Below are 26,709 nucleotides of genomic sequence, written 5' to 3' on the forward strand. Positions count from 1 at the left end.
ACTCACGCAGCCACCCCCCGCAGCCGCGACGCGAAGTCCACCAGCGCCTCGTACTGCTCGGCAAGGGCCGACGAAGAGCCGTCGTCCGGGTCCTTGAAGTAGAAGCCCAGCTCGCCCAGCGGGCCGGAGAGGCCGAGTTCGTGGGAGCGGGCCACCAATCTCGCCAAGTCCAGGATCAAGGGTGCGGCCAGGGCCGAGTCGCAGCCCTGCCAGGTCGTCTGCAGGACCATCCGCGCGCCGAGGAAGCCGTCGAACGCGATGTGGTCCCAGGCGGTCTTCCAGTCGCCGAGTGAGGGGACGTCGTCGATGTGGACCTCGCCCTCCGGGGCGGAGCCCAAGGTGTCCGCGAGCACCCGCTCCTTGCCCGCGTTCTTCGCCGCGGCGGCGGCCGGGTCCGCGAGGGCCGCGCCGTCACCGCCGCCCAGGAGGTTCGTGCCGGACCAGGCCCGGACGGCCAGCGCACGCTGCGCGAACATCGGGCCCAGGACCGAGCGCAGGAGCGTCTGGCCCGTCTTGCCGTCCCGCCCCGCGTAGGGGAGCCCGGACGAGGTGGCCAGGGAAGCGAGCACCGGGTGGTGCAGGCCCGCCGACGGGGTGAAGTTCACGTACGGGCAGCCGGCCCGCAGTGCCGCCGCCGCATAGAGGGAGCTGGCGGGCAGTCTCCCCTCGCCCTCCACCGGCAGCGGTTCCGTCGACGCCACGTTCACCACCACCGCACGGGCGAGCCCCCGGCGGCGTACGAAATCGCGGAGGTCGGCGGCGAAGGACTCGATCAGTTCCTCGTCCGTCCTGGTGTCCGAGTCCCCGCGGCGCGGCCCGCCCATGCGGATCTCCGCGTCCGCCGCGGCCAGTTCCGCGCCCACCGCCGACGGCACGCCGTGCGGGAGCACGCCCCCGGCGGCCAGCTGCTCCGCCCGCTTGGGCAGCGGGCACTCCATCACGTCGTGGCCGCCGAATACGAGCGACGACAACGTTGGCAGACCGCAGTCCGTGAAGGGGGGTGTCTCCGTGACCATGCCGGTCGGTGGGTGCAGACCGGCCGTCACCGCCGCGCACCCCGCGACAGCCGTCGTGGCGACCGATCCTCGCGCCCCGATGAGCCACACCCCGGTCAGCCCGCCACCCGAAGAACCGGATGAAGCGGATGAACCAGAAGAACCCGGAGAACCCGAAGAAGAAGAGTTGGACACGGCTGCCTCCTGTCGTGCACGCGGCGAACCCGCGGGGAGATGAGACGGCGGACGGGAAAAGACGGGCGGACGGGGAAAGACGGCGGGCGGAGGTCCGGCGTCCTCCGCCCGCCGCCGTCTAGCGGCCCACGCCGGAAGCGGTGCGGGCCGGCAGGTCCTTCACCCGGATGTCGCGGAAGGAGACCTGGTCATCGGTACCGTGGTTCTGGATGCCGATGTGACCGTCCTTCAGGCTCCTCGCCGGATCCGTGTTGGTGAAGTCGTTGATCTTCACTCCGTTGAGATAGATCCGAAGGCGTTCGCCCTCGACCCGGAGTTCGTACGTGTTCCACTCCCCCGCAGGATTCAGCGCCTTGTCGCGCTTCTTCAGGTCGGCGGACTTGAAGCCGTAGACGGAGCCCGTGGTCTTCTCCGGGACGTCGGTGGCATCGATCTGGATCTCATAGCCGTTGTCCACGGCCGACCAGGGGTCGTCGGAGGCCGGGAAGCCCACGAAGATCCCGGAGTTGTCGTCGCCGTCCATGCGCCAGTCCAGCTTGAGGGAGTAGGAGCCGAGCTCCTTCGCCCCGTACCAGAGCATGCCCATGCCACCGACGGTCGTCAGGGTCCCGTCCTGCTCGTTCAGCCCGAATGAGCCGGGGCCCGCCTGCTTCCAGGACTCCAGCGACTTCGCCGTACCGTCGAAGATCGGCGTGTAGCCCTTCTCCGGGCGGCAGTCGGCCTGCGCCGCACCCGTCGCCCAGCGGATTCCGCCGAGCAGATGCGTGCGGTACGCGGGATCGGCGAACGACTCCTTGGTGTGGCCGCCGCCCGTGTAGAAGGAGCGGCCTCCCTGGTAGTCCTGGCACCAGGCGATGGGGTGGTCGCCCGACATGGAGCCGCCCGAGTAGGACGACTCGTCGAGCGAGGCGAGGACGTGGGCGCGGTCCCGGGGGTTGGAGCGGTAGTTGTACCACTCGTCGGTCCGGTCCCAGATCCCCGGCAGATGCGCCGTGGACGGGTGCCCGTGGTCCTCGACCTGCACCTTCGCGGGCTGGATCGCGGGGTGCGACTGGAAGTAGGCGCCCGCGAGTCCGCCGTAGAAGGGCCAGTCGTACTCGGTGTCGGCGGCGGCGTGCACGCCCACGTACCCGCCGCCCTTCTTGATGTAGCCCTCGAACGCCGCCTGCTGTTCGCCGTCGAGGACGTCACCCGTCGTCGAGAGCCAGACCACGGCGTCGTACTGCGCGAGGTTCTTGGCCGTGAAGGCTCCGGCGTCCTCGGTGGCGTCGACGGCGAAGCCGTTCGCCGCGCCGAGTTCCTTGATGGCCGCGATGCCGTCGGGAATCGAGTCGTGGCGGAAGCCCGCGGTCTTGGAGAAGACCAGGACCTTCTCGCCCTCGTGCTTGCCGTCCGGCTTCGAGGCCGCAGGGCCCGATACACAGCCGATGAGCAAGGCGGCCGTAGCGGTGGCGATGGTGATGCGTGCGGATGCCCGCATGGTGGAGTGGCCCCTTCCTCAGCTCGTGGTGAACGTGAAGTCGTCGACCTCGTACAGGGCTCCGGTGCCCTTGCCCTTGAAGACGAGGAAGAGCGTCGTCGTCTTCTTGGGTGCCTTGCTGAGGGCGGCGCTCACGTCCTTGTACGTCTCCCAGCCGCCGGTCGGTGCGACCTTGGCCTTGCCCAGGAGGGTGCCCTTGGCCGATCCGCTGCGGACCTCCAGCGTGCCGCCCGCTCCGGCCGACGCGACGCGCGCGGTGAGCTTGGTGGCGTTGCCGAGGATGTAGGGCTTGAAGGAGATCCAGTCGCCGTTGTTGATCTCGCCGACCGTCTTTCCGCCGTGCGCCGGGGTGTGGTTCACCACGGAGACGCCCTTGGAGTCGTTGTAGTGCTCGCCCTGGCGGTGCTTGGGCTGGACGACGTTCTGGTCGTGGGTGGTCAGCGCGGGCTGGCCGTTCGCGCCCTTGTCGGTGTACTCGGCGTCGAAGACCCCGAAGATGTTGGCGTTCGGGTCGTGCTCGCCGTCCGCCGACGTCTGGAGGGTGCCTTCGCAGCCGTTGGCCGAGGTCACCGGGTGGCCGTGGCTGTCATGGCCGAGGATGTGGGTGACCTTGACCTTCGTGCAGTCGATCGGGCCGTCTTCCTTGTCGGTCACCTTGACCTTGAAGGGGATCTTGTCGCCGAAGGTGAACAACTGGCCGTCACCGGGGAGTTCCAGGGTCACCTTGGGCGCGGTGTTGCCGACGGTGACGTGCGCGCTGGCGGAGCCGGTGCGTCCGGTGGAGTCCTTGACGGTCACGGTCGCGGTGTAGACGCCGTTCTTCTTGTACGTGTACGAGGGGTTCTGCTGGGTCGACTTGCCGCCGTCACCGAAGTCCCAGGCGTAGGTCAGCGTTCCACCGTCCGCGTCGGTGGCCTTCGCGGTGAACTTGGTCTTGAGCGGGGCCTGGCCGCTGGTCACGGAGGCGCTCGCCTCGACGACCGGCGAGTGGCCGTCGGTGGCGTTCTCGATGCGGAAGAGTCCGGAGTTCTCGTCGCCGCCGAACCAGGCGGTGCCGTAGTCCAGGACGTACAGCGCACCGTCGGGGCCGAACTCCATGTCCATGATCTGCGTACCCGTCCACGGGAACGGGTTGATCTTCGAGACCGTGCCGTCCGCACCCTGCTCGATGCGCTTGATCCAGCGCCGCCCGAACTCGCCGGCGAAGAAGTCGCCGTCGTACGCCTCCGGGAACTTCACCGGGGAGGTGTTGGCCGCGTCGTAGCGGTAGACCGGGCCGCCCATCGGGGACTCGGAACCGGAGCCGAACTCCGGGACGGAGCCGCCGTCGTAGGGGATCCAGGCTTCCTGAGCGGCCGGCAGGTCGGCCAGGCCGGTGTTGTGCACGGAATCGTTCTTCGGCGCGGCGCAGTCGAAGGCGGCACCGGAGGTCTGCGTGGCGAAGTCGTAGTCGATGTACGCGTCGTTCTTGCCGGTGCAGTACGGCCAGCCGAAGTTGCCCGGCTTGGTCACGCGGGCGAACTCGACCTGGCCCGCGGGTCCGCGCTCGGGGTCGGCGGCGCCCGCGTCGGGGCCGTAGTCACCGACGTACACCGTGCCGGTGGGCTTGTCGACGCTCATGCGGAAGGGGTTGCGGAAGCCCATCGCGTAGATCTCGGGGCGGGTCTTGTCCGTGCCCGGCGCGAACAGGTTGCCGTCAGGGACGGTGTACGTGCCGTCGTCGGCGACCTTGATGCGCAGGATCTTTCCGCGCAGGTCGTTGCTGTTGCCCGCGCTGCGCCGGGCGTCGAAGGCGGGGTTGCGGTCCGCGCGCTCGTCGATGGGGGTGAAGCCGTCCGAGGCGAAGGGGTTGGAGTCGTCGCCCGTCGAGAGGTAGAGGTTGCCGTCCTTGTCGAAGTCGATGTCGCCGCCGACGTGGCAGCAGATGCCGCGGCTCGCGGGGACGTCGAGGACCTTCTTCTCGCTGGCGTTGTCGAGGGTGCCGTCGGCTTTCAGGACGAAGCGGGAGAGGCGGTTGACGCCGTCGAACTTCTTGAAGTCCTCGGCCGTGCCGGTCTCCGGGGCGTCGCCCGCCGGGGTGTCGAGCGGGGGCGCGTAGTAGAGGTAGATCGCGCGGTTCTCGCTGAACTTCGGGTCCAGGCCCACGCCTTGGAGGCCCTCTTCGTCATGCGTGTAGACCGGTATCTTGCCCGCGATCTTGGTGTTGCCCGCCGCGTCCGTGAGGCGGAGCGTGCCGTCGCGGGAGGTGTGCAGGACCGAGCGGTCGGGCAGGACGGCGAGTGTCATGGGCTCGCCCGTCTCGGGTTCACCCTTGGCGAGGGTGACTTGCTGGAAGTCCTCGGCCGCCGGGGCCGCCGCGTCCTTGGCGGCCTGCTCCTGGGCGGCGCGGACGGCCTCCGGGTCGGCGGCGTTCGCGGTGGGGGCGGTGAGGCTGAGGGTGGCACCGGCCAGCAGGGTGCCGGTGAAGAGCGCGAGGGTCTTGCGGAGTCTGAGGCGTTTCCTGTGCACGGGGGTTCCTCCGGGAGGGGGGCGGTCGTACGCGGGTGTGGTGCGAGGGCGCCGGGCGCCGGGGTGCGCCGTCACCCCGGGAAGGTTCATGTCCTGTACACATCAGGGACGGTAGCCACGTTTGTCTTGGACGGAAAGCCCTTGCACAGCAATGAAGTTCAGCTTCTTCCTTGGCCAGGACAAAGTGGCTCCGCGCGACTGCCGTTCGTGACGGCTCAGTTCCCGCCGAACGCCGCGTCGAACGAGGCCGTGGGCGCCTCGAAGTCGTACGCCTTCAGGCGCTTCAGCGCCTCCGGCGCCCCTTGGAGGCGGTCCATTCCCGCGTCCTCCCACTCGACGGAGATGGGGCCCTCGTACGCGATCGACCCCAGCATCCGGAACACGTCCTCCCAGGGGACGTCCCCATGGCCCGCCGACACGAAGTCCCAGCCGCGCCGCGGGTCGCCCCACGGCAGGTGTGAGCCGAGGCGTCCGTTGCGGCCGTCCAGGCGGCGCCGCGCCTCCTTGCAGTCGACGTGGTAGATCCGGTCCCGGAAGTCGTAGAGGAAACCGACCGGGTCCAGGTCCTGCCACACGAAGTGCGAGGGGTCGAAGTTCAGACCGAAGGCCGTGCGGTGGTCAACCGCCTGCAGGGCGCGCTGCGTTGTCCAGTAGTCGTACGCGATCTCCGAGGGATGCACCTCGTGGGCGAAGCGCACGCCCTGCACGTCGAAGACGTCGAGGATCGGGTTCCAGCGCTCGGCGAAGTCGTCGTAGCCGCGCTCGATCATCGCCTCAGGCGCGGGCGGGAACATCGCGACCAGATGCCAGATCGCCGAACCCGTGAAGCCGACGACCGTGTCGACGCCGAAGGCGGCCGCCGCGCGGGCCGTGTCCTCCATCTCGCGGGCGGCACGCTGCCGGACGCCCTCCGCTTCCCCGTCGCCCCAGATGCGGGAGGGCAGGATCGCCTGATGCCGCTCGTCGATGATCGCGTCGCAGACGGCCTGCCCGACCAGGTGGTTGGAGATGGCCCAGCACTTGAGGCCGTACTTGTCGAGGAGCTGACGGCGCGAGTCCAGGTAGGAACTGTCGCTCAGCGCCCTGTCGACCTCGAAGTGGTCGCCCCAGCAGGCGAGTTCGAGACCGTCGTAGCCGAAGTCGCGGGCGAGGCGGCAGACCTCCTCCAGCGGCAGATCGGCCCACTGGCCGGTGAAGAGCGTGAAGTCGCGGGGCATGGACAGGCCTCCTCAGACCGTGAAGGGGGTGGAAGCTATCGGGGTGTAGACCGAGTTCTTCGCCGCGCTCTCCTCCACCGCGGCGAGCACCCGCTGCACCGAAAGGCCCGCGGCGAAGGACGGTTCGGGCTGCTCGCCCGTGGCGATGGCGTGCAGCAGGTCGCGGGCCTGGTGCACGAACGTGTGCTCGTAGCCGAGCCCGTGCCCCGGCGGCCACCAGGCCTCCAGGTAGGGGTGACCGGGCTCGGTCACCAGGATGCGGCGGAAGCCCGACGACGTGGCGGGCTCCGTGTGATCGTGGAAGGAGAGCTCGTTCAGACGCTCCAGGTCGAAGGCCAACGAGCCGTCCGACCCGTTGAGTTCGACTTTCAGCGCGTTCTTGCGGCCCGCCGCGAAGCGGGTCGCCTCGAAGGAGGCGAGCGCGCCCGTCGGGAAGCGGCCGGTGAAGACCGCCGCGTCGTCCACCGTGACCTGGCCGGTCGCGGTGCCGCCCTCCGCGGTGAGCCCGCTCGAAGCCCCGTCGAGCAGCGGCCGCTCCCGTACGAACGTCTCGGTCAGCGCCGACACCCCCGCCACCGGCTCCCCCACCAGATACTGCGCGAGGTCCACGATGTGCGCGCCCAGGTCGCCGAGCGCGCCCGAGCCCGCGCGTTCCTTTCGCAGCCGCCACGTCAGCGGGAAACCCGGGTCGACCAGCCAGTCCTGGAGGTACGTGAGCCGGACGTGCCGCAGGGTACCGAGGCGCCCGTCCGCGACCATCTGCCGGGCGAGCGCCAGGGCGGGAACGCGGCGGTAGTTGAAGCCGACCATCGCCACCTGCCCCCGGGCGCGCGCCCGTTCGGCGGCCTCGACCATCGCCTCGGCCTCTTCGACGGTGTTGGCCAGGGGCTTCTCGCAGAGCACGTGCTTGCCCGCTTCGAGCGCGGCGATCGCGATCTCCGCGTGGCTGTCGCCGGGGGTGCAGATGTCGATGAGGTCGACGTCGTCACGGGCCACGAGAGTGCGCCAGTCGGTCTCGGCGCCCGCCCACCCGAGGCGGTCCGCGGCGGCGCGCACGGCGGCGCCGTCGCGTCCGCAGACCGCCGTGAGGACCGGCCTCACCGGCAGGTCGAAGACGCGTCCGACGGTGCGCCAGCCCTGGGAGTGGGCGGCGCCCATGAAGGCGTATCCGACCATGCCCACCCCCAACGGCCGCTTACCGGTCTCAGCCTCGTGTTCCGTCTCACGCATGCGGTACTCCTCCTCGTAAACGCTCGGTGGGGGGTGCGGACGCGCGCATCACTTGAAGCCGGTGGACATGTACTTGCTGATGTTCTCCTTGTCGACCACAGCCGAGTAGAGCGTGATGAAGGCCGGGATCTCGAACTCGGCCATCCCGCTGACACCCTTGCTCTGGCCGAGCGCGCGGGCCAGGTCGATCGCGGACGCGGCCATCGACGGCGGGTAGAGGACGGTGGCCTTGAGCACGCTGTCGTCGGACTCGATGGCCTGCATCGCGGAGAGCGCGCCCGCGCCGCCGACCATCAGGAAGTCGTCGCGGCCCGCCTGCTTGATGGCGCGCAGGGCGCCCACGCCCTGGTCGTCGTCGTGGTTCCACAGGGCGTCGAAGTTCTTCTGGGCCTGCAGGAGCTGGGCCATCTTCGACTGTCCCGACTCGACGGTGAACTCGGCGGCCTGCCGGGCGACCTTCTCGATGTTCGAGTAGTTCTTCAGGGCGTCGTCGAAACCCTTCGTGCGCTGCTTGGTGAGCTCCAGGTTGTCGAGTCCCGCCAGTTCGATGACCTTGGCGTTCTTCTTGTCCTTGAGCTTCTCGCCGATGTAGTGGCCCGCGCTGAGGCCCATGCCGTAGTTGTCGCCGCCGATCCAGCAGCGGTAGGCCTGCGGCGATGCGAAGACCCGGTCGAGGTTGACGACGGGGATGCCCGCGCGCATGGCCTTCAGGCCGACCTGAGTGAGCGCCTTGCCATCGGCCGGCAGGATCACCAGGACGTCGACCTTCTTGTTGATCAGCGTCTCGACCTGGCCGATCTGGGCGGCGGTGTCGTTCGAACCCTCGGTGGACTCCAGCGTGACGTCCGAGTACTTCTTCGCCCGCTCCTTGGCGTTGTCGTTGATCGCGTTCAGCCAGCCGTGGTCGGCCTGCGGGCCCGCGAAGCCGATGGTGACCTTCTTGCCGGGCTTGTCGTCGGCGACCGCCTGGCTCTTGTCGTCCGAGTCGTCGTCCTTCGACTCGTTGCTGGTGCACCCCGTGACGAGTGCGCCGGTCGACAGGGCGGCGGCTCCGAAGAGCAGTCCTCTGCGGCTCGCGAATGGGGATGTCTCTGGCATGGCGGTGAACCCTTCGGGTCTGCGGGTCTGCGGGGTCAGGTATGGGAGGACGTACGTCGCTGGACGAGCACCGCGGCGACGATGATCGCCCCCTTGGCGATCTGCTGGACGTCGCTCTGGAGGTTGTTCAGCGCGAAGATGTTCTGGATCGTCATGAAGATCAGTACGCCGAGCACGGAGCCGGTGATGGTGCCCCGGCCGCCGCTGAGCAGGGTGCCGCCGATGATCGCGGCGGCGATGGCGTCGAGCTCGTAGAGGTTGCCGTTGGTGTTCTGGCCCGACCCGGAGAGGATGATCAGCAGGAAGGCCGCGATGCCGCAGCAGAGGCCGGAGAGCAGGTAGAGATAGAGGCGCTGCCTGCGTACGTCGATGCCGGCGAGGCGTGCCGCTTCCGCGTTGCCGCCGACCGCGACCGAGCGCCGTCCGAAGGTGGTGCGGTTCAGGAGCAGCCAGCCGACGACGGTGACGGCCGCGAAGACCAGCACGAGCGGCGGGATGCCGAGGATGTAGGAGTCGCGCTCGCCGAGCTTCAACACGCCGTCCACGGTGACCATCTGCGTCTTGCCGTCGGTGATCTGCAGGGCGAGTCCGCGGCCCGCGGCCAGCATCGCGAGCGTCGCGATGAACGGCACCATCGCGCCGTACGCGATGAGCATTCCGTTGACGAGGCCGCAGGCCATGCCGACGATCACCGCGGTGAACAGGATGCCCGCGAAGCCGTACTCCTGGGTGGCGACCGTCGTCGCCCACACGGAGGCGAGGGCGACGATCGCGCCGACCGACAGGTCGATGCCGCCGGAGATGATCACGAAGGTCATGCCCACCGTGACGACACCGATGACCGACGCCTGGGTGAGGATCAGCTGGACGTTGTCGGTGTCCAGGAACGAGTCGGGCTGGGTGATGCCGCCGATCAGGACCAAGGCGGCGAGCACGCCGAGAAGGGACAGCGTCCGCACGTCGACACGTGCGGTGAGTGTCCGCAACGGGCCTGCACTGTCCGCCGGTTGACTCTTCGATGTGGCGGGCCGTGGCGGCGATGCGGGCTGCGTCATGACGCCGGGCTCCCTTCGAGTACGAGGTCGAGTACGCGGTGTTCGTCGAGGTCACGGGCGGGCGCCGTATGGACGACGCGGCCCTCGCGGAGAACCAGGACACGGTCGGCGAGGCCCAGGACTTCGGGCACCTCGCTGGAGACGAGCAGGACGGCGAGGCCGTCGTCGGCGAGCCTGCGGATCACGGCGTACAGCTCGGCGCGGGCGCCGACGTCCACGCCACGGGTCGGCTCGTCGAGCAGCAGGACGCGGCAGCCACGGAGCAGCCAGCGGGCCAGGACGGCCTTCTGCTGGTTGCCGCCGGAGAGCGTGCGCACGGGAGCGGAGGGGTTGTCGGGCCGCAGGGACAGCTCGCGGGTGGCGGCCTGCGCGGCCTTCCTCTCGGCTCCCCGGTCGAGCCAACCGCCGCGCGAGAAGCGGGACATGGTGGAGACCGACACATTGTTGGTGACGGACTCCAGCATCAGCAGGGCCTGCGCCTTGCGCTCCTCGGGGGCGAGCCCGAGACCCGCCCGGACGGCGGCGCGGACACTCCCGGGCCTCAACGGCTGTCCGTCCACCGTGACGTGACCGGAGGTCGGCTTGCGCGCGCCGTAGATGGTCTCCAGGATCTCGGAGCGCCCGGAGCCGACGAGCCCGGCGAGGCCGACGATCTCGCCGGGGCGCAGTTCGAGGTCGATGGGTTCGAACTCCCCCTCGCGCGCAAGGCCCTTCGCCTTCAACACCACTTCGGTGAGCGGTGGTTCGGTGGGCCGGTCCGGGAAGACGTACTCGACGTTGCGGCCCGTCATCAGGGCGACGACCTCGCGGGTCGGGGTCTCCTTCGCGGGGAGTCCGCCCGCCACCGCGCGGCCGTCCTTGAGGACGGTGACGCGGTCGCCGATGCGGCGGATCTCCTCGAGGCGGTGGGAGATGTAGACGACGGCGACACCCTCCGCCGTGAGGTCGCCGACGATGCGGAAGAGGTTGTCGACCTCGTCCGGGTCGAGGGCGGCCGACGGCTCGTCCATGACGATGAGGCGCACTTCGTGGGAGAGCGCACGGGCCATGGACACGATCTGCTGCTGGGCGGCGGAGAGAGCACCGACGAGCGTGCCCGGATCGATCTCACTGTGCCCAAGTCGCTGCAGGAGAGCGGCAGTTGACGCCCTGGCCTCGCGTCCCTTCACGACGAAACCGGCCGCCGTCGGCTCATGCCCGAGGTGGACGTTCTCGGCGACGGACAGACCCTCCACCAGGTCGAGCTCCTGATAGATGGTGGCGATGCCGAGGCGCATGGCGGCGATGGGCGACTTGAGCGTGGTGCGCTCGCCTCGCCAGGTGATCTCGCCCCCGCCGGGCTGGTGGGCCCCGGCGAGGACCTTGATGAGCGTGGACTTTCCGGCGCCGTTCTGGCCGAGGAGGCAGTGCACTTCGCCGGCCAGGACCTGGAGGTCGACGCCGTCGAGGGCGCGGACGCCGGGGAACGACTTGGTGATGCCGGACATGGTGAGCAGCGGTGGTTCTGGTGCCATGACGGTTCCCTTGGGCGGGTGCGGCCGACGAATTCGGGCAGGGCAGAGCAGGGCGCTGTGCTGGGTGAGGTGTACTCAAGAGGTCGTACGGGTCGTACGGTCGTACGGGGTCGTACGGAGGTGACGCAGGGGTCGTACGTACCGGTCAGGCCGGCGAGAACAGGTGGTCGCTGATGAGCCGGGCGCCGCCGATGACTCCGGCGGTCGGACCCAACTCGCCCAGAACGATGGGGAGATTGCCGGTCGCCAGAGGCAGCGACTGGCGGTAGACCTGGGTGCGGATGGCGGCGAGCAGCGTATGGCCGAGGCCGGTCACACCGCCGCCGATCACCACGAGGCCCGGGTTGAAGAAGCTGACGAGGCCCGCGATGACCTGGCCGGTGCGGTTGCCGCCGGCCCGGATGAGGTCGAGCGCGGTGGAATCCCCCGCGGCGGCTGCCGCCGAGACGTCGACCGCGCTGAGCTTCCCGGCGGCTTCCAGGCGGGTCGCGAGTTCCTGGGAGAGCCCGGAGCCGACGGCTTCCTCCGCGTCGCGGGCGAGTGCCGCGCCGCTGAAGTAGGCCTCCAGGCAGCCCTTGTTGCCGCAGGCGCAGGGCCGCCCGTCCGGTTCGACCTGGATGTGGCCGATGTCGCCGGCGCTGCCGGTCACTCCTCGGTAGACCTCACCGCCGACGACGATCCCGCAGCCGATGCCCGTGCCGATCTTGACGCAGAGGAAGTCGCCCACGGAGCGTGCGACGCCCGCGTGCTGCTCCCCCATCGCCATCAGGTTCACGTCGTTGTCGACCATGACGGGGCAGCCCAGATCCTGGCTGATGGCCTCCCGCACCGGGAAGCCATCCCACCCCGGCATGATCGGCGGGGCGACCGGGACACCTTCGGGAAAGCGGACGGGACCCGGAACGCCGATCCCGGCACCGTCGAACCCTTCCGCGAGCCCGGAGGCCTTCAACTTGGCGGCCATGGCGAGCACTTGCTCGAACACGGCGACGGGCCCTTCGCGCACGTCCATGGGCTGGTTGATGTGGCCGAGTACCTCCAGCTCGGCATTGGTCACCGCTACGTCGACCGAGGTCGCGCCGATGTCCACGCCGAGGAAGCGGAGGGCGGGGGCCAGGCGGATGTTGTGGGAGCGGCGACCGCCGCGCGAGGCGGCGAGTCCGTCGGCGACCACGAGTCCGGTCTCCAGGAGCCGGTCCACCTCGACGGCCAGCTTCGACCGCGAGAGGTCGACCTGATCGCCCAGCTGAGCACGGGAGTTGGGCCCTCCGTCACGCAGCAGCCGCAGCAGTCGCGCCTGGTGCGCATTGGCGGGTCGAGCCGTCATACGTCTCACGCGCCCCTCCCCGCCTCAGTGGGCAACTCATGTCGTCCAACTCATCCCGCCGCGGCGGATTTTCGCCGTCGCGTCGGGCTTTCGAGGGGAACGTAGCAGCGCCTGCCGGGAGTGGGAAGAAGTTGCGCAGGAATTACCCATGACTTTCTCCAGTCACAGGACAAAGGCGGGGACAGGTGTGTCCGACGAATGACCCCCGGAGACAGCGTCAGGCGTCGCGCTCGCGTCGGTGGTAGGTCTCCCGCGTGTGCTCCGTGTGCGCGCGCATGACTTCGGTGGCCCGGCCCTCGTCGCGCTCGGCGATCGCCGCGATGAGCTGACGGTGCTCGATCCAGGACTGCTTGCCGCGCTGACGGGCCACCGGCGTGTAGTACCAGCGCACGCGGCGGTCCACCTGCCCGGCGAGTTCGGCGAGGACGACATTGCCGGCGAGCTCCATGACCTTGGCGTGGAAGGCCGCGTTCGTGGCCACCACCAGGTCCACCTCGCCGTCCGCGACGGCCTTCTCGCCCTTGGCGCACAGCTCTTCCAGGGCGGTGATCCCGGCGGTGCCCGCGTTGGCGGCGGCCAGCCGGGCGGCCTCCGCCTCCAGGAGCGTGCGGACCGTGAGCAGTTGGTCCGCCTCCTCTTCGGTGGGCTCGTGCACGAACGCGCCCTGCGCGGGCCGCAGATCGACCCAGCCCTCGGTGTTCAACCGCTGCAGGGCCTCGCGCACCGGCTGCCGCGACACCCCGAGATGCCCGGCCAGTTCGCTCTCCACGAGGTGCTGGCCCGGCTGCAGCGCGCGGGTCGTGATGAGCTCGAGCAGCGCTTCGTACACCCGCTCGCGGAGCGGACCGGGCCGTTCGAGCTTGGGCACCGCCCCCTGCGGCAGTCCTGTGGACAACATCGCGGTCCCCTCCTCGACGATTGCCTTTTGTCTACAGTCTACTGAGCACAATGGCCAGCACCAGGGGGAGTCGGTCCCGTCACACCACGCGGGGAAGGTGGTGGGGCCGTACTACGGGCAGCGGATGACCTGGCCCGCGTACGACAGGTTCCCGCCGAAGCCGAAGAGCAGCACCGGATCACCGTGGTTGATCTCGCCGCGCTCCACCAGCTTGGACAGGGCGAGCGGGATGCTGCCCGCCGAGGTGTTGCCGGAGTTCACCACATCGCGGGCGACGACCGCGTTGACCGCTCCGATCCGCTCGGCGAGCGGCTCGATGATGCGCAGGTTGGCCTGGTGCAGGACGACCGCCGCCAGATCCTCCGGCGTGAGACCGGCCTTCTCGCAGGCCTTGCGGGCCAGCGGCGGCAGCTGCGTCGTAGCCCACCGGTAGACGCTCTGGCCCTCCTGCGCGAACCGCGGGGGCGTGCCCTCGATCCGTACGGCGTTGCCCATCTCGGGGACCGAGCCCCAGAGCACGGGACCGATGCCGGGCTCCTCGCCGGGACCGCACGCCTCGACGACGGCCGCGCCGGCGCCGTCCCCGACCAGGACGCACGTGGTGCGGTCCGTCCAGTCGGCCACCTCGGACATCTTGTCCGCGCCGATCACCAGGGCGCGGGTGGCGGCCCCGGCCCGCACGGCGTGGTCGGCGGTGGCGAGCGCGTGCGTGAAGCCCGCGCAGACCACGTTCACGTCCATGGCGGCGGGCGAGGGGAGGCCGAGACGTGCCGCCACCCGGGCCGCCATGTTCGGCGAGCGGTCGATCGCGGTGGAGGTGGCGACCAGGACGAGGTCTATGGCGTCGGGGGCGAGGCCCGCGGCGGCGACGGCCTTGGCCCCGGCCTGCGCGGCGAGCTCGTCGACCGGCTCATCGGGTCCGGCGATGTGGCGGGTGCGGATGCCCACGCGGGAGCGGATCCACTCGTCGCTGGTGTCGACCATGCCCGCCAGGTCCTCGTTGGTGAGGATCTTGGCGGGCTGATAGTGGCCGACGGCGGCGATGCGTGAGCCGTGCATGAACGGGTCCCCCTTGTTGCCGGAGATGCGGGACCCTCCAGTCTGCTCAGCGACTCACCAGTAACAGGACGCGTAAAGCGACAGGAATCGGGCGTGGTGTTTGGCCACTTCTCATCATGGTGTCACCCGGTGAAGAGCTGGGTGGCCTTGTGGACGAGTTCATACACCCCATATCCGAGCGGAACCCCCACCCAGAGCCAGGCCGCGACGATCAGCGCCCTGCGGCGGGGCGGACTACTGGGCGGCGTGCTGGTCGGCGCCGTCATGGGCGGCCTCCCTCGGGGCGGGGATGTGGTGGCGGGCGTGGACGGGGCGGACGAACTCGTTCGCCACGAAGCCGACGATCAGCAGTCCGATCATGATCGTGAGGGAGAGGCCGTAGAGCCCCGCCCCGCGCTTGCCCGCCTCTTCCTGGTGGTCGGCGACCCAGTTGACGATCAGCGGACCGAGCACACCGGCCGTCGACCAGGCGGTCAGCAGGCGGCCGTGGATCGCACCCACCTGATAGGTCCCGAAGAGGTCCTTCAGATACGCGGGGATCGTCGCGAAGCCGCCTCCGTAGAAGGAGAGGATCACCAGCGCGCAGACGATGAAGAGCGGTTTCGATGTGTCCCCGAACTGCGCGATCAGCAGATACATCAGCGCGCCGACGCCCAGGTAGACGCGGTAGACGTTCTTGCGGCCGATCAGGTCGGACGTCGATGACCAGCCGATACGTCCGGCCATGTTCGCGGCGGAGAGCAGGGCGACGAAGCCGGCCGCGGCGGCGGCCGAGACCGGCGTGGAGGTGTCGGAGAAGAAGTCGGTGATCATCGGCGCCGCCTTCTCCAGGATGCCGATGCCGGCGGTCACGTTCATGCAGAGCACGATCCACAGACACCAGAACTGGGGCGTGCGCACGGCGGCCCGCGCGGACACCTGCGGCCCGTCAAGGGCGCCGGGAACACCGGGCTTGCGCGCACCCTCCGTGCGGGGCACCCGTACCAGGAGCACGCCGAGCGCCATGAAGAGGGCGTACGTGAGGCCGTGCACGAGGAAGGCGAGCGCGATGCCGTCGGTGTCGGCGCCGAAGGAGTCCAGCATCTGCGCGGACCACGGGGACGCGATGAGTGCGCCGCCGCCGAAGCCCATGATCGCGATGCCCGTCGCCATGCCGGGGCGATCCGGGAACCACTTGATCAGGGTCGATACGGGCGAGATGTAGCCGATGCCGAGGCCGATGCCGCCGACGAAGCCGTAGCCGAAGACGATCAGCCAGTACTGGCTGATCGCCGCGCCGAGGGCGGCTGTCAGGAAGCCGGACGAGAAGCAGACAAGGGCGACCGTCATCGCCCAGCGCGGACCGTTGCGCTCCACGAGCGTGCCGCCGAAGGCGGCCGAGAGGCCGAGCATCACGATGCCGAGCTGGAAGGGGAGCGCGCTCTGCGTGCCGCTGAGGTGGAGCGCCGATTCCAGCGGGGGCTTGAAGACGCTCCAGGCGTAGGCCTGGCCGATGGAGAGGTGGACGGACAACGCGGCGGGCGGAACGAGCCAGCGGCTCCATCCGGGAGGTGCGACGGGGGGCCTCATGATCCAGAACAGTAGGAATCAAGCGGGGAGTTGGGAAGAGGCCGAACCGATTCCGTCGACGGTATGCAATCTGCCGCGCGACCCCTTGCTGGGCCAACTTCCATACTGTAGACAATATTCCATCGACAGTAATGGCATGCGATGTCGATCCTTCTTGACCCTGAGCCTTCTTCGGATCCCTCAACCGAACGGAGCGCGCCACCGTGAAAGTCGCAGTCCTCGGCGCCGGTGCGATCGGCGCCTACGTCGGAGCCGCGCTGCACCGCGCCGGTGCCGACGTCCATCTCGTCGCCCGTGGACCGCATTTGGCGGCCATGAGGCAGCACGGAGTACGTGTCCACAGCCCTCGCGGCGACTTCACCGCGCGGGCCCACGCCACCGACGACCCGGCCGACATCGGCCCCGTCGACTTCGTCTTCCTGGGCCTGAAGGCCAACTCGTACGCGGCGTGCGGGCCGCTGATCGAGACGCTTCTGCACGACAAGACGGCGGTGATAGCCGCCCAGAACGGCATCCCCTGGTGGTACTTCCACCGGCACGGCGGCCCGCACGACGGCCACCGCGTCAGCAGCGTGGACCCCGAGGGCGCGGTCAGTGCGGTGATCGCGCCCGAGCGGGCCATCGGCTGCGTGGTGTACGCGGCGACCGAGCTCGAAGGGCCGGGAGTCGTACGGCACTTGGAAGGTACCCGGTTCTCCGTCGGGGAGCCCGACCGATCGCGCTCCGAGCGCTGCCTCGCCTTCAGCGAGGCCATGCAGGCGGGCGGCCTGAAGTGCCCCGTCGAGCCCGAACTTCGCGGCGACATCTGGATCAAGCTGCTGGGCAACATCTCCTTCAACCCGATCAGCGCGCTCGCCCGCGCCACGATGCGCGAGATGTGCCTGCACGGCGGCACGCGCCGCGTCATCGAGATCATGATGAACGAGACGCTCGCCGTCGCGGCGGCACTCGGCTGCCGCCCCGACATCTCCGTCGAGCGGCGCCTGGCAGGCGCCGAGCGCGTCGGCGACCACCGCACCTCCACACTCCAGGACCTGGAGCGCGGCAAACCGCTTGAACTCGACGTGCTGCTCGCGGCCGTCGTCGAACTCGCGGAGATCACCGGGGTTCCGGTGCCGACGCTCCGCACCGTCCACGCCATCTCGGATCTGCTGGCCGACCGTATGAGGAGCGCGGCATGAGCGAGAACATGAGGAGCGCGCCGTGAACGAGAACACATGGAGCGCGCCATGAGCAGGAAACAGGACCGGGTGCCCAAGACGTACACCCGCCTCACCCACCCCCTCGTACGCGACGCGCGCGACGAGCCGCTGCGCCGGGCCACCTGGGAGGAAGCCCTGACCCGGACGGCGGCGGGCCTCCAGGCCGCACGCGGGGCGTTCGGAATGTTCTCCTGCGCCCGCGCGACCAACGAAATGAACTACGTGGCACAGAAGTTCGCCCGCGTGGTGATGGGCACGAACAACGTCGACTCCTGCAACCGCACCTGCCACGCGCCCAGCGTCGCGGGCCTCTCCGCGGCCTTCGGCTCGGGCGGCGGCACCTCGTCCTACGAGGAGGTCGAGCACACCGACCTGATCGTGATGTGGGGCTCCAACGCCCGCTTCGCGCACCCGATCTTCTTCCAGCACGTCCTGAAGGGGATCAGGAACGGCGCCCGTATGTACGCCGTCGACCCGCGCCGCACCAAGACCGCCGAGTGGGCGGAGAGCTGGCTCGGGCTGAACGTCGGCACGGACATCCCGATGGCGCACGCGATCGGCCGCGAGATCATCCACGCGGGCCTGGCCAACCGGGCGTTCATCGAGCGGGCGACGTCGGGCTTCGAGGAGTACGCGGCCCTGGTCGAGCCGTGGACACTTACGCTCGCCGAGAAGGTGACGGGCGTACCGGCCGCCGCCATCAAGGAGTTGGCGCACGCCTACGCGCGCGCCGAGCGGGCGCAGCTGTGCTGGACGCTCGGCATCACCGAGCACCACAACGGTACGGACAACGTCCGCGCCCTGATCAACCTCTCGCTCCTGTCCGGTCACGTGGGGCGCTACGGCTCGGGCCTGCAGCCCCTGCGCGGGCAGAACAACGTGCAGGGCGGCGGCGACATGGGCGCGATCCCCAACCGCCTGCCCGGCTTCCAGGACATCCTCGACCCGGATTCGCGGATGAAGTTCGAGACGGCGTGGGACACGGTCATCGAGCCGCGCTACGGGCTGAACCTGACGGAGATGTTCGAGGCGATGGAGGGGGGTTCGCTCAAGGCCGTCTACTGCATCGGTGAGAACCCCGCGCAGTCGGAGGCGGACAGCGAGCAGGCGATGCGGCGGATGCGGGCCCTGGACTTCTTCGTGGTCCAGGACATCTTCCTGACCAAGACCGCCGAGTTGGCCGATGTCGTCCTTCCGGCGACCGCCGCCTGGGCGGAGACCGACGGCACGACGACCAACAGCGAGCGGCGCGTGCAGCGGGTGCGCAAGGCCGTGCGGCCGCCCGGTGAGGCGCGCGAGGACATCGACATCCTCTGCGACCTCGCCGAACGACTCGGCCACGACTGGAAGTACGCGGACGCGCAGGCGGTCTGGGACGAGCTGCGGGCGGTGTCGCCCGACCACTGGGGCATGACGTACGACCGTCTGGAGTCGCTGCAGGGCATCCAGTGGCCGTGCCCCTCGGAGGAACGCGTCGAACCGACGTACCTGCACGGCCGGTTGTGGGACGCGGACCCGGCACGACGCGGCGTACTGGCGCCCTTCGGGCTCGTCGCGCACGATCCGCCGGTCGACCTCACCGACGACTCCTACCCGATCCGGCTGACGACGGGGCGGCGGCTCGACTCCTACAACACCGGGGTGCAGAGCGGGAGTTTCGCCTCGCCGCTGCGGCGCGGCGAGTACGTCGAGCTGTGCCCGGAGGACGCGGAGCGGTACGGGGTCGTGGTCGGCGAGGAGGTCCGGGTGTCGTCTCGGCGCGGCTCGGTGACGGCGCCGGTGTGGGTCGACCCCGGGCTCCGCCCCGGTCTGGCCTTCATGACCATGCACTTTCCCGACGAGGTCGACACCAACCAGCTCACGATCGAGGCCAATTGCCCGATCGCGGGCACAGCGGAGTTCAAGGCGTCGGCCATACGTATCGACAAGCTGGCCGTGCCGGCGACGTGAGGTGACGTATGGATCTGCACTTCGGTGACAGCAAGCCGACGGACGAGGAGCGAGCGGCCGTCGACGCGGTGCTCGGGCCGCCCGAGTCGGCGTGGGAGGGGGCCGATGACCGCAGCGACGTGGACTTGCGGTGGGCTCGGGGTGGCCGTGCGGCGCGGGAGCGGCGGGATGAGCTGTTGCCGGGGCTGCACGCGCTCAACGACCGTGTGGGGTGGGTGAGCGAGGGGGGCCTCGACTACCTCTGCCGGCGGTTGATGGTGCCGCCGGCGGAGGGGTACGGGGTGGCCACGTTCTACTCCATGTTCTCGGTGCGGCCCCGTCCCGGGACGGTGGTGCGGGTGTGCACGGACCTCGCATGCGGGGCCTCGCTCTGCGGGGAGGTGGAGGCGCGGCTCGCCCCGGAGTCCGGGGTCACTGTCGAGCGAAGCCCCTGCCTGGGCTTGTGCGAGCGGGCTCCCGCTGCGTTGGTGGTGCGGGCCGGTTCGCCTGCGGCGCATTCCTCCCCCACCCCGCCCCTTCCCGAAAACCCGCTGGCGCGGGGGCCTGGGGTGACAGCAAATCGCCTTGACGGCTCGTCCTCAAACGCCGGACGGGCTGAAAGACCACGGCCGGGCGAGGGGGCCTCAGCCCGTCCGGCGTTTGAGGACGAACTCGGCGGAGCCGGTGATCAACGGCAACCAAGGCCCCCGCGCCAGAGCGGCCCCGCGGCGGAGCCGCAAATGTCACAGCCGGGAAGGGGCGGGGTTGGGGAGAAGACCTACGTCACCGCAACCGTCGCCCCCGCCACACCCGAGACCCTCACCCAAGCCGCCCTCACCCCGGAGACCGCCCCTGCCGAGCCCCCGGCGGAACTCGCCGTCCCCCAAGCAGGCCAAGAAGGCCTCCTGCTGCTCAGCAGAATCGGCACCGTGGACCCGTCGTCCCTGGACGACTACCGCGCCCACGGCGGCTACACCGCCCTCCGCACCGCCTTCGCCATGGGTCCCGCCGCCGTCATCCGCGAAGTCACGGACTCCGGCCTCCTCGGCCGAGGCGGTGCCGCCTTCCCCACGGGAAGAAAGTGGCAGGCCACCGCCTCGCAGCCGGACCACCCCCACTACCTCGTCTGCAACGCGGACGAATCCGAGCCCGGCACCTTCAAGGACCGGGTGATCATGGAGGGCGACCCGTACTCGCTCATCGAGTCGATGACCATCGCGGGGTACGCGACGGGCGCCCACCTCGGCTACCTCTATCTCCGCGGCGAGTATCCCCGCGCCCTTGAGCGGCTCACCCACGCCATCACGGAGGCACGCGCGCGTGGCCTTCTCGGGGACGACGTCCTCGGGCAGGGGTACGCCTTCGACATCGAGATCAGGCGCGGCGCCGGCGCCTACATCTGCGGTGAGGAGACCGCCCTCTTCAATTCCATCGAGGGGTACAGAGGAGAGCCACGGTCCAAGCCGCCCTTCCCCGTGGAGAAGGGTCTCTTCGGCAAACCCACCGCCGAGAACAACGTCGAGACCCTCGTCAACGTCCTCCCCATCCTCACCATGGGCGCGCAGGCCTACGCCGCCATCGGTACGGAGAAGTCCACCGGGCCCAAGCTCTTCTGCGTCTCCGGCAGCGTCGAACGCCCCGGTATCTACGAGCTCCCCTTCGGCGCCACCCTCGGCGAGCTCCTCACCCTCTCCGGGAAGCCGGACAACCTCCGCGCGGTCCTCCTGGGCGGCGCGGCCGGAGGCTTCGTACGGCCCGACGAGCTCGACATCCCGCTCACCTTCGAGGGGACGAGGGAGGCGGGCAGCACGCTCGGCTCCGGCGTCGTGCTCGTCCTGGACGACACCGTGCCGCTGCCCCGCGTCCTGCTCCGTATCGCCGAGTTCTTCCGCGACGAGTCCTGCGGTCAGTGCGTGCCCTGCCGGGTCGGCACCGTCCGGCAGGAGGAGGCCCTGCACCGCATCGTCGAGCGGACGGGGGCGGAGGCCGCGGGTGACATCGCGCTCCTGCGCGAGGTGGGGCGGACCATGCGGGACGCCTCGATCTGCGGGCTCGGCCAGACCGCGTGGAACGCCGTGGAATCCGCCATCGACCGCCTGGGGGCGTACAAGTGAGTGCCGTACCGCTGGGAATCCCGCGCCGTCTCGTCGAGTTCACGCTTGACGGGCAGGACGCCAGAGTGCCCGAGGGGTCGACCATCCTGGATGCCTGCCGGGCCGCGGGCAAGGATGTCCCGACCCTCTGCGAGGGCGACACCCTCACCCCGAAGAACGCCTGCCGAGTGTGTGTCGTCGAGGTCGAGGGCGCCCGGACCCTCGCCCCGGCCTGCTCGCGCCGTGCCGAGCCGGGTATGAGCGTCCTCACGGACACCGAGCGGACCCGGCACAGCCGGAAGGTGGTGCTCGAACTCCTCGCCTCGTCCGTCGACCTGTCGACCACACCGAAGGTCGCGGGCTGGCTGAAGGAGTACGAGGCCGAGCCCGACCGTTTCGGTCCGGACGCCGCGCGGCTCAACGAGGAGCCCAGGGTCGACAACGACCTGTACGTCCGCGACTACGACAAGTGCATCCTCTGCTACAAGTGCGTCGACGCCTGTGGTGATCAATGGCAGAACACGTTCGCCATCTCCGTGGTGGGCCGTGGCTTCGACGCCAGGATCGCCGTCGAGCACGACGGGCCGCTGACCGACTCCGCGTGCGTGTACTGCGGGAACTGCATCGAGGTCTGCCCGACCGGGGCGCTGAGCTTCAAGTCCGAGTTCGACATGCGGGCCGCCGGGACCTGGGACGAGGAGCGGCAGACCGAGACGACGACGGTGTGCGCGTACTGCGGAGTCGGCTGCAACCTGACCCTGCACGTGCAGGACAATGACATCGTGAAGGTCACCTCGCCGCACGACAATCCGGTGACCCACGGCAACCTCTGCATCAAGGGCCGTTTCGGCTACCAGCACGTACAGAACCGGGACTGATCGACATGGGACGAGTCACGGAGCGCCGTCGCGTCATCCGCATCAGGGACGGGGCCGTCACCGAGCGCCCCGACACCCTCGTCGCGGAGGAACCGCTGGAGATCCGGCTCAACGGAAAGCCCCTGGCCATCACCATGCGCACGCCCGGTGACGACTTCGCGCTCGCGGCGGGCTTCCTGGTGAGCGAGGGGGTGCTCGGCTCCGCGGACGAGCTCCAGTCCATCGTCTACTGCGCCGGGGCCACGGCCGACGGCGTGAACACGTACAACGTGGTCGACGTGAAGACCGCTCCCGGACTCGCCCTGCCCGACATCACCCTCGAACGCAACGTCTACACCACGTCGTCCTGCGGCCTGTGCGGCAAGGCGAGTCTGGACGCGGTCCGCACGACGGCTCGGTTCCCGATCGCCGACACTCCCCCGGTCCGGCTCGAAACGGAGCTCCTCGCGTGCCTCCCCGACCGGCTGCGCGCGGCGCAGCGCGTCTTCGACCGGACCGGGGGCCTGCACGCGGCGGCGCTCTTCTCGGAGGACGGTGAACTCCTCGACATACGGGAGGACGTGGGCCGCCACAACGCGGTCGACAAGCTCGTCGGACGTGCCCTCCAGGAGGGCAGGCTGCCCCTGTCGCGGGCGGTGCTCCTGGTCTCCGGACGTGCCTCGTTCGAGCTGGCCCAGAAGGCGGTGATGGCGGGCATTCCGGTGCTCGCCGCCGTCTCCGCGCCGTCGTCACTCGCCGTCGATCTGGCCGCCGAGACGGGCCTGACGCTGGTCGGCTTCCTGCGCGGCTCCTCCATGAACGTGTACGCGGGCGAGCACCGGATCGCCATGCGGGCCGCGGCCTCCCAGGGCTGACCGGCCGCTCCCCGCTGCACGGCGGCGGGGCCCCGACCGGCGGGGAGCGCCCCCTGCGCCGTCGGGGTCCCCGTCCCGCCGTGCCATGGCGCCCTCGCTATGCCCCCTCGGTGCCCGAGATCCGAGTGAGCAGGCCCAGGAACTGCCCCCGCTCGGCGGCCGAAAGAGGCGCCAGGAGCGCGTCGTTGGCCAGCCGCGCCACCTCGGCACAGCGGTCGAGGGTCCGCTCGCCGTCCTCCGTGATCGTGATCGCGTTCTTGCGGCGGTCGGCGGGGTCGGGCGTGCGCACGACGAACCCGGCGTCCTGCAGCTCATTGATGACGCCGACCAGGTCCTTGGGGTCGAGCGAAATGCTGCGGCCGAGTGCCGCCTGCGCGACAGGACCCTGATCGGCGACGGCGGAGAGCACCACGTGGTGCCACATCTTCATTCCCTCACCCGACAGGGCTTCGGCGACGAGGCCCCGGCCCCGGGCCGCCGCGCGGCCGAGCAGCCAACTGGGGAGGGTGCGGATACCGCTGGGTGCGGGCGGGGTCGTGGGCATGGGGCGAGCCTATCCGAGAATCATTGGACTTCCCAACGAAAACACGCGTACCGTTGGCGCCCCCAATGAATTACCTCTGTGTCTGGAGTGTGCATGCGTCGCGTTCGGTACGAACACAGTGGCGGCCCCGAGGTCCTCTTCACGGAGGACGTGCCGGTTCCCGTGCCGGGGCCCGGCGAGCTCCTCGTGCGTGTCGCCGCGGCAGGGGTCACGCTCCCCGTCGTACGGAAGGTCCGTGAGCCCCGCGAGCCGATCCCGCTCGGCGGGGAGATCGCCGGAGAGGTGGTGTCCACCGGCGATGGCGTGAGCGGGTACGCGCCGGGCGACCGCGTCACGGGGCTCTGCTTCGGCCACGGCTACGCCGAGTTCGCGCTCCTGAACACCGCGATGGCGTCGCCCGTCCCGGACGGGGCGAGTGCCGTCGACGCGGTCACCCTCGTCCGCAGCGGACTCGTCGCGTACGGCGCGCTCGACTCCGCCCGCCCGGCGCCGGGTGAGGCCGCGCTGGTCACGGCGGCGGCCAGTGGAGTCGGACATCTCGCCCTGCAACTGGCAAGGCTGAGGGGCGCTTCGCGGGTCGTGGGAGCCGTGTCGGCGGGCGGAGCCGGTTGCGGCAAGGCGGACTTCCTGCGCTCGCTCGGCGCCGACGAGGTCATCACGTACGACGAAGAGAAGTGGGGCGAGCCCGTCGACTACGTCCTCGACGCGGTCGGCGGCGAGCTGCTCACGCCCGCGGTGCGGGCACTCGCGCCGCACGGGCGGCTCGTCGCCTACAGCTCGGGCGGCGGCACCGTCCAGGCGTACGACCTGCTCGTGGGCGCGAAGTCGGTCATCGGCTTCCAGATGGCGCTCATCGCGCGCGGGAGGCCCAGGGTGTACGAGACGTGGCGACGAGAGCTGTGGCGGCTCTTCGCGACGGGCGAGCTTCGCCCCGCCGTGCACGCCGAGTTCGCACTCGAGGACGCGGCGAAGGCGCATGCGGTGATCGAGGCGCGGGGCAATCTCGGGAAAGTCATATTGATTCCCTGAGCCTGACCAGGCCGCGCCCATTCGTGCCACGCACGCTTCTTGTGGGGTGTCGAAGCATCCAACTAGCGTCTGAGGCGCGAACGTTGGACGTGGGATGTCAGGATGTCAAGTCACCTCGAAGGGTGGGCCGCGTCATGCCATCAGCTCTCCGTTTACGCCTCAGATCCCTCCGCACCACCACGGCCGCCTTGACCGTCGTCGCCGTCGGGGCCCTGCTCCCGGGGCCCTCGGCGCAGGTGGCGCCGGACGCCCGTTCGGCGGAGTTCGAACAACAGGTGCTCTTCAAGGCCTCGCAGGACCCCGGGTATGCCTGCTACCGCATTCCCGCCGTGGTGAAGACCGTCAAGGGCACGCTCCTCGCCTTCGCCGAGGGGCGGGTGAACGACTGCAGTGACGCGGGCGACATAGACATCGTCCTCAAGCGGTCGCACGACGGCGGCCGCACCTGGAGTCCGCTGCAGATCGTGAACGAGGGCGCGGGCGACACGCACGGCAACCCCGCGCCGCTCGTGGACCGCAGGACCGGCCGCATCCTCCTTGCGGAGACATACAACACCGGCCGCACGGACGGCGGGAACTGCGCCGTCCCCTGCGACCGCACCCCGCACCTCCAGTACAGCGACGACGACGGACGCAGCTGGTCGGCGCCGCGTGACCTGAGCGACCAGATCCTGCCGAAGGACTGGAACTCCTGGTACGCCACCGGGCCCGTGCACGGCCTCCAGCTGACCCGCGGCCGGCACGCTGGGCGGCTTGTCTTCACCGTCAACACCGAGACATGGAACGGCAGTCGGGTCACCGCGAACCACGCGGCCCTGATCGTCAGCGACGACGGCGGCGACAACTGGAGGATCGGCGCCAAGGATTCGTACCCGATACCGGCCGACGGCACGTTCCGGCAGAAGCCGTCGGAGATGACCATCACGCAACGGCCGGACGGCGCGGTCTACGTCAGCGGGCGCGAGCAGGACGGCACCGACCTCGGGCATCGCACCCACACGGTCAGCCGCGACGGGGGTGACTCCTTCGTCGCGCCGTTCAAGGCCATTCCCGATCTCTACACGCCCCAAGTACAGGGCTCCACGCTCCAGTTCGGCAAGCGGATGCTGCTCGCCTGCCCGGGTGACCCCGACCGCCGCCGCACGATGCAGATCCGCTCGTCCTACGACGGCGGCCGCACCTGGGACAGCGTCGACCGCGGCACGACGGTCACCACGGACTGGTCCGGCTACTCGGACATGGTGCGGGCCGACGGCGCACACGTGGGCCTGATGTACGAGGGCGGAGCGGTCGACGCACGCGACGAGATCCGCTTCGCGCGCTTCACCGAGGACTGGCTGCAGCCGCGCCGGGGCCCGGATCCGACAACCGGCGACCGCGCGCCGCGCGCGAAGGCGGCTGCCGTGCTCGGCGGGGCGTCCACCACCGACGGGCGGTTCGGCAAGGCCGTCGCCTTCGACGGCTCGAATGATGCCGTACGTCTGCCCTATCGCGATCAACTCCCGCTCGGCGCAAAGGACTTCACGGCCTCGTTGTGGTTCCGGTACTCCGCGACCAGTGGTGAACAGCCGCTGCTCTGGATGGGCGGCATCGGCACCAACCAGCCGCAGGTGTGGCTGCGCGGCGAGCCCGCGAGCAACCGTGTCACGGGCCTGATCACCACGCGTGAGGGCTCCTCTCCTCCCAGGTCCGCCTCCGTGCGCACCACGGGTGCCTACAACGACGGCCAGTGGCACCACATCGCACTGCGTCGCGGCGGCGGACAGCTGACGCTGTCCGTCGACGGCACGCGGATCACCACCGCCGACGTCCCGGGCACGGTCTCCCGCACCTCCGGGTACGGCTTCCACGTCGGTCAACGAGTCGACAGTCGCGCCCACTTCAACGGATCCATCGATGAAGTGCGAGTCTTTGACCGCGCGTTGAGCGACGCCGAGCTGGCCTCGCTCGGTACTGACGGCGCGACCAAGGCCCCTGTGACGCGGGACACCGTCGCATGGCTCCCCATGGACCGCATCCGCGGGAGCAACTAACG

21 protein-coding genes are annotated in these 26,709 nt (G+C 69.9%); 7 read left to right on the top strand and 14 right to left on the bottom strand.

What is annotated here, in order from left to right:
- Positions 1-2: 2 nt before the first annotated feature.
- The 13 genes from ACZ5WE_RS21290 to ACZ5WE_RS21350 all read right to left on the bottom strand — a co-directional run bounded on the left by ACZ5WE_RS21290 (position 3) and on the right by ACZ5WE_RS21350 (position 16,145).
- Positions 3-1,115: an inositol-3-phosphate synthase gene (locus ACZ5WE_RS21290; RefSeq protein ID WP_467691386.1), complete on the bottom strand. Its 1,113-nt coding sequence runs from the start codon at positions 1,113-1,115 to the stop codon at positions 3-5.
- A gap of 193 nt (positions 1,116-1,308) precedes the next feature.
- On the bottom strand, positions 1,309-2,670 hold the full coding sequence (locus tag ACZ5WE_RS21295) for a ThuA domain-containing protein (RefSeq protein WP_467691221.1): 1,362 nt from the start codon (positions 2,668-2,670) through the stop codon (positions 1,309-1,311).
- Positions 2,671-2,688: 18 nt separating this feature from the next.
- Positions 2,689-5,178 carry a PQQ-dependent sugar dehydrogenase gene (locus ACZ5WE_RS21300; RefSeq protein ID WP_467691222.1) on the bottom strand — a complete coding sequence of 830 codons (2,490 nt, stop codon included), beginning with the start codon at positions 5,176-5,178 and terminating at the stop codon, positions 2,689-2,691.
- Positions 5,179-5,393: 215 nt separating this feature from the next.
- A complete protein-coding gene (locus tag ACZ5WE_RS21305) occupies positions 5,394-6,395 on the bottom strand; it encodes a sugar phosphate isomerase/epimerase family protein (RefSeq protein WP_467691223.1) in 1,002 nt (333 codons plus the stop codon).
- 12 nt (positions 6,396-6,407) lie between these two features.
- A complete protein-coding gene (locus ACZ5WE_RS21310; protein ID WP_467691225.1) occupies positions 6,408-7,625 on the bottom strand; it encodes a Gfo/Idh/MocA family protein in 1,218 nt (405 codons plus the stop codon).
- 48 nt (positions 7,626-7,673) lie between these two features.
- Positions 7,674-8,723 carry a substrate-binding domain-containing protein gene (locus tag ACZ5WE_RS21315; protein WP_467691226.1) on the bottom strand — a complete coding sequence of 350 codons (1,050 nt, stop codon included), beginning with the start codon at positions 8,721-8,723 and terminating at the stop codon, positions 7,674-7,676.
- Between the two features lie 35 nt (positions 8,724-8,758).
- Positions 8,759-9,778, bottom strand: coding sequence for an ABC transporter permease (locus ACZ5WE_RS21320; protein WP_467691228.1), 1,020 nt, complete (start codon positions 9,776-9,778; stop codon positions 8,759-8,761).
- Positions 9,775-11,292 (bottom strand): sugar ABC transporter ATP-binding protein, encoded by a 1,518-nt coding sequence (locus ACZ5WE_RS21325; RefSeq protein WP_467691229.1) that lies wholly within the window; start codon positions 11,290-11,292, stop codon positions 9,775-9,777. The genes ACZ5WE_RS21320 and ACZ5WE_RS21325 overlap by 4 nt, the downstream gene beginning before the upstream one ends.
- 145 nt (positions 11,293-11,437) lie before the next feature.
- A complete protein-coding gene (locus tag ACZ5WE_RS21330) occupies positions 11,438-12,619 on the bottom strand; it encodes an ROK family transcriptional regulator (protein ID WP_467691231.1) in 1,182 nt (393 codons plus the stop codon).
- 217 nt (positions 12,620-12,836) lie between these two features.
- The gene (locus tag ACZ5WE_RS21335; RefSeq protein ID WP_467691233.1) at positions 12,837-13,517 is read right to left on the bottom strand and encodes a GntR family transcriptional regulator; all 681 of its coding nucleotides are present in this window, start codon (positions 13,515-13,517) and stop codon (positions 12,837-12,839) included.
- Between the two features lie 111 nt (positions 13,518-13,628).
- Complete coding sequence (locus ACZ5WE_RS21340) at positions 13,629-14,576, bottom strand: beta-ketoacyl-ACP synthase III (protein ID WP_467691235.1); 948 nt, start codon at positions 14,574-14,576, stop codon at positions 13,629-13,631.
- A 122-nt stretch (positions 14,577-14,698) separates the two neighbouring features.
- The gene (locus tag ACZ5WE_RS21345) at positions 14,699-14,842 is read right to left on the bottom strand and encodes an MFS transporter small subunit (RefSeq protein WP_363312384.1); all 144 of its coding nucleotides are present in this window, start codon (positions 14,840-14,842) and stop codon (positions 14,699-14,701) included.
- Entirely contained in the window at positions 14,811-16,145 is a 1,335-nt protein-coding gene (locus tag ACZ5WE_RS21350; protein WP_467691237.1) for an OFA family MFS transporter, read from the bottom strand. Before ACZ5WE_RS21350 ends, ACZ5WE_RS21345 begins: the two co-directional genes overlap by 32 nt.
- Positions 16,146-16,348: 203 nt before the next feature.
- Between ACZ5WE_RS21350 and ACZ5WE_RS21355 the strand changes: the two genes are divergently transcribed.
- From ACZ5WE_RS21355 to fdhD, 5 genes are read left to right on the top strand one after another with little or no spacing between them, the layout of a single operon-like run.
- On the top strand, positions 16,349-17,326 hold the full coding sequence (locus ACZ5WE_RS21355) for a 2-dehydropantoate 2-reductase (protein ID WP_467691239.1): 978 nt from the start codon (positions 16,349-16,351) through the stop codon (positions 17,324-17,326).
- Between the two features lie 48 nt (positions 17,327-17,374).
- Positions 17,375-19,297 (top strand): molybdopterin oxidoreductase family protein, encoded by a 1,923-nt coding sequence (locus tag ACZ5WE_RS21360; RefSeq protein ID WP_467691241.1) that lies wholly within the window; start codon positions 17,375-17,377, stop codon positions 19,295-19,297.
- Between the two features lie 8 nt (positions 19,298-19,305).
- The gene (locus ACZ5WE_RS21365; RefSeq protein WP_467691243.1) at positions 19,306-21,390 is read left to right on the top strand and encodes an NADH-ubiquinone oxidoreductase-F iron-sulfur binding region domain-containing protein; all 2,085 of its coding nucleotides are present in this window, start codon (positions 19,306-19,308) and stop codon (positions 21,388-21,390) included.
- Positions 21,387-22,247 (top strand): 2Fe-2S iron-sulfur cluster-binding protein, encoded by an 861-nt coding sequence (locus tag ACZ5WE_RS21370; protein ID WP_467691244.1) that lies wholly within the window; start codon positions 21,387-21,389, stop codon positions 22,245-22,247. Before ACZ5WE_RS21365 ends, ACZ5WE_RS21370 begins: the two co-directional genes overlap by 4 nt.
- 5 nt (positions 22,248-22,252) lie before the next feature.
- Positions 22,253-23,101 (top strand): formate dehydrogenase accessory sulfurtransferase FdhD, encoded by an 849-nt coding sequence (fdhD, locus tag ACZ5WE_RS21375; protein ID WP_467691246.1) that lies wholly within the window; start codon positions 22,253-22,255, stop codon positions 23,099-23,101.
- 97 nt (positions 23,102-23,198) lie between these two features.
- On the opposite strand, the gene ACZ5WE_RS21380 is transcribed toward fdhD, so the two are convergent.
- Complete coding sequence (locus ACZ5WE_RS21380; RefSeq protein WP_467691248.1) at positions 23,199-23,645, bottom strand: MarR family winged helix-turn-helix transcriptional regulator; 447 nt, start codon at positions 23,643-23,645, stop codon at positions 23,199-23,201.
- Positions 23,646-23,738: 93 nt separating this feature from the next.
- Between ACZ5WE_RS21380 and ACZ5WE_RS21385 the strand changes: the two genes are divergently transcribed.
- Together ACZ5WE_RS21385 and ACZ5WE_RS21390 are read left to right on the top strand one after the other, a co-directional pair.
- Entirely contained in the window at positions 23,739-24,674 is a 936-nt protein-coding gene (locus ACZ5WE_RS21385; RefSeq protein ID WP_467691249.1) for a quinone oxidoreductase family protein, read from the top strand.
- 134 nt (positions 24,675-24,808) lie between these two features.
- Positions 24,809-26,707 carry an exo-alpha-sialidase gene (locus tag ACZ5WE_RS21390; protein WP_467691250.1) on the top strand — a complete coding sequence of 633 codons (1,899 nt, stop codon included), beginning with the start codon at positions 24,809-24,811 and terminating at the stop codon, positions 26,705-26,707.
- Positions 26,708-26,709 lie beyond the last annotated feature (2 nt).

Source organism: Streptomyces sp. NPDC033180, from assembly GCF_055577645.1.

Coding starts and splice junctions, on each gene's coding strand:
- ACZ5WE_RS21295 (WP_467691221.1), bottom strand. CDS start 2,670: ATGCGGGCATCCGCACGCATCACCATCGCCACCGCTACGGCCGCCTTG.
- ACZ5WE_RS21305 (WP_467691223.1), bottom strand. CDS start 6,395: ATGCCCCGCGACTTCACGCTCTTCACCGGCCAGTGGGCCGATCTGCCG.
- ACZ5WE_RS21310 (WP_467691225.1), bottom strand. CDS start 7,625: ATGCGTGAGACGGAACACGAGGCTGAGACCGGTAAGCGGCCGTTGGGG.
- ACZ5WE_RS21315 (WP_467691226.1), bottom strand. CDS start 8,723: ATGCCAGAGACATCCCCATTCGCGAGCCGCAGAGGACTGCTCTTCGGA.
- ACZ5WE_RS21320 (WP_467691228.1), bottom strand. CDS start 9,778: ATGACGCAGCCCGCATCGCCGCCACGGCCCGCCACATCGAAGAGTCAA.
- ACZ5WE_RS21325 (WP_467691229.1), bottom strand. CDS start 11,292: ATGGCACCAGAACCACCGCTGCTCACCATGTCCGGCATCACCAAGTCG.
- ACZ5WE_RS21330 (WP_467691231.1), bottom strand. CDS start 12,619: ATGACGGCTCGACCCGCCAATGCGCACCAGGCGCGACTGCTGCGGCTG.
- ACZ5WE_RS21335 (WP_467691233.1), bottom strand. CDS start 13,517: ATGTTGTCCACAGGACTGCCGCAGGGGGCGGTGCCCAAGCTCGAACGG.
- ACZ5WE_RS21340 (WP_467691235.1), bottom strand. CDS start 14,576: ATGCACGGCTCACGCATCGCCGCCGTCGGCCACTATCAGCCCGCCAAG.
- ACZ5WE_RS21345 (WP_363312384.1), bottom strand. CDS start 14,842: ATGACGGCGCCGACCAGCACGCCGCCCAGTAGTCCGCCCCGCCGCAGG.
- ACZ5WE_RS21350 (WP_467691237.1), bottom strand. CDS start 16,145: ATGAGGCCCCCCGTCGCACCTCCCGGATGGAGCCGCTGGCTCGTTCCG.
- ACZ5WE_RS21360 (WP_467691241.1), top strand. CDS start 17,375: ATGAGCAGGAAACAGGACCGGGTGCCCAAGACGTACACCCGCCTCACC.
- ACZ5WE_RS21365 (WP_467691243.1), top strand. CDS start 19,306: ATGGATCTGCACTTCGGTGACAGCAAGCCGACGGACGAGGAGCGAGCG.
- fdhD (WP_467691246.1), top strand. CDS start 22,253: ATGGGACGAGTCACGGAGCGCCGTCGCGTCATCCGCATCAGGGACGGG.
- ACZ5WE_RS21380 (WP_467691248.1), bottom strand. CDS start 23,645: ATGCCCACGACCCCGCCCGCACCCAGCGGTATCCGCACCCTCCCCAGT.
- ACZ5WE_RS21385 (WP_467691249.1), top strand. CDS start 23,739: ATGCGTCGCGTTCGGTACGAACACAGTGGCGGCCCCGAGGTCCTCTTC.
- ACZ5WE_RS21390 (WP_467691250.1), top strand. CDS start 24,809: ATGCCATCAGCTCTCCGTTTACGCCTCAGATCCCTCCGCACCACCACG.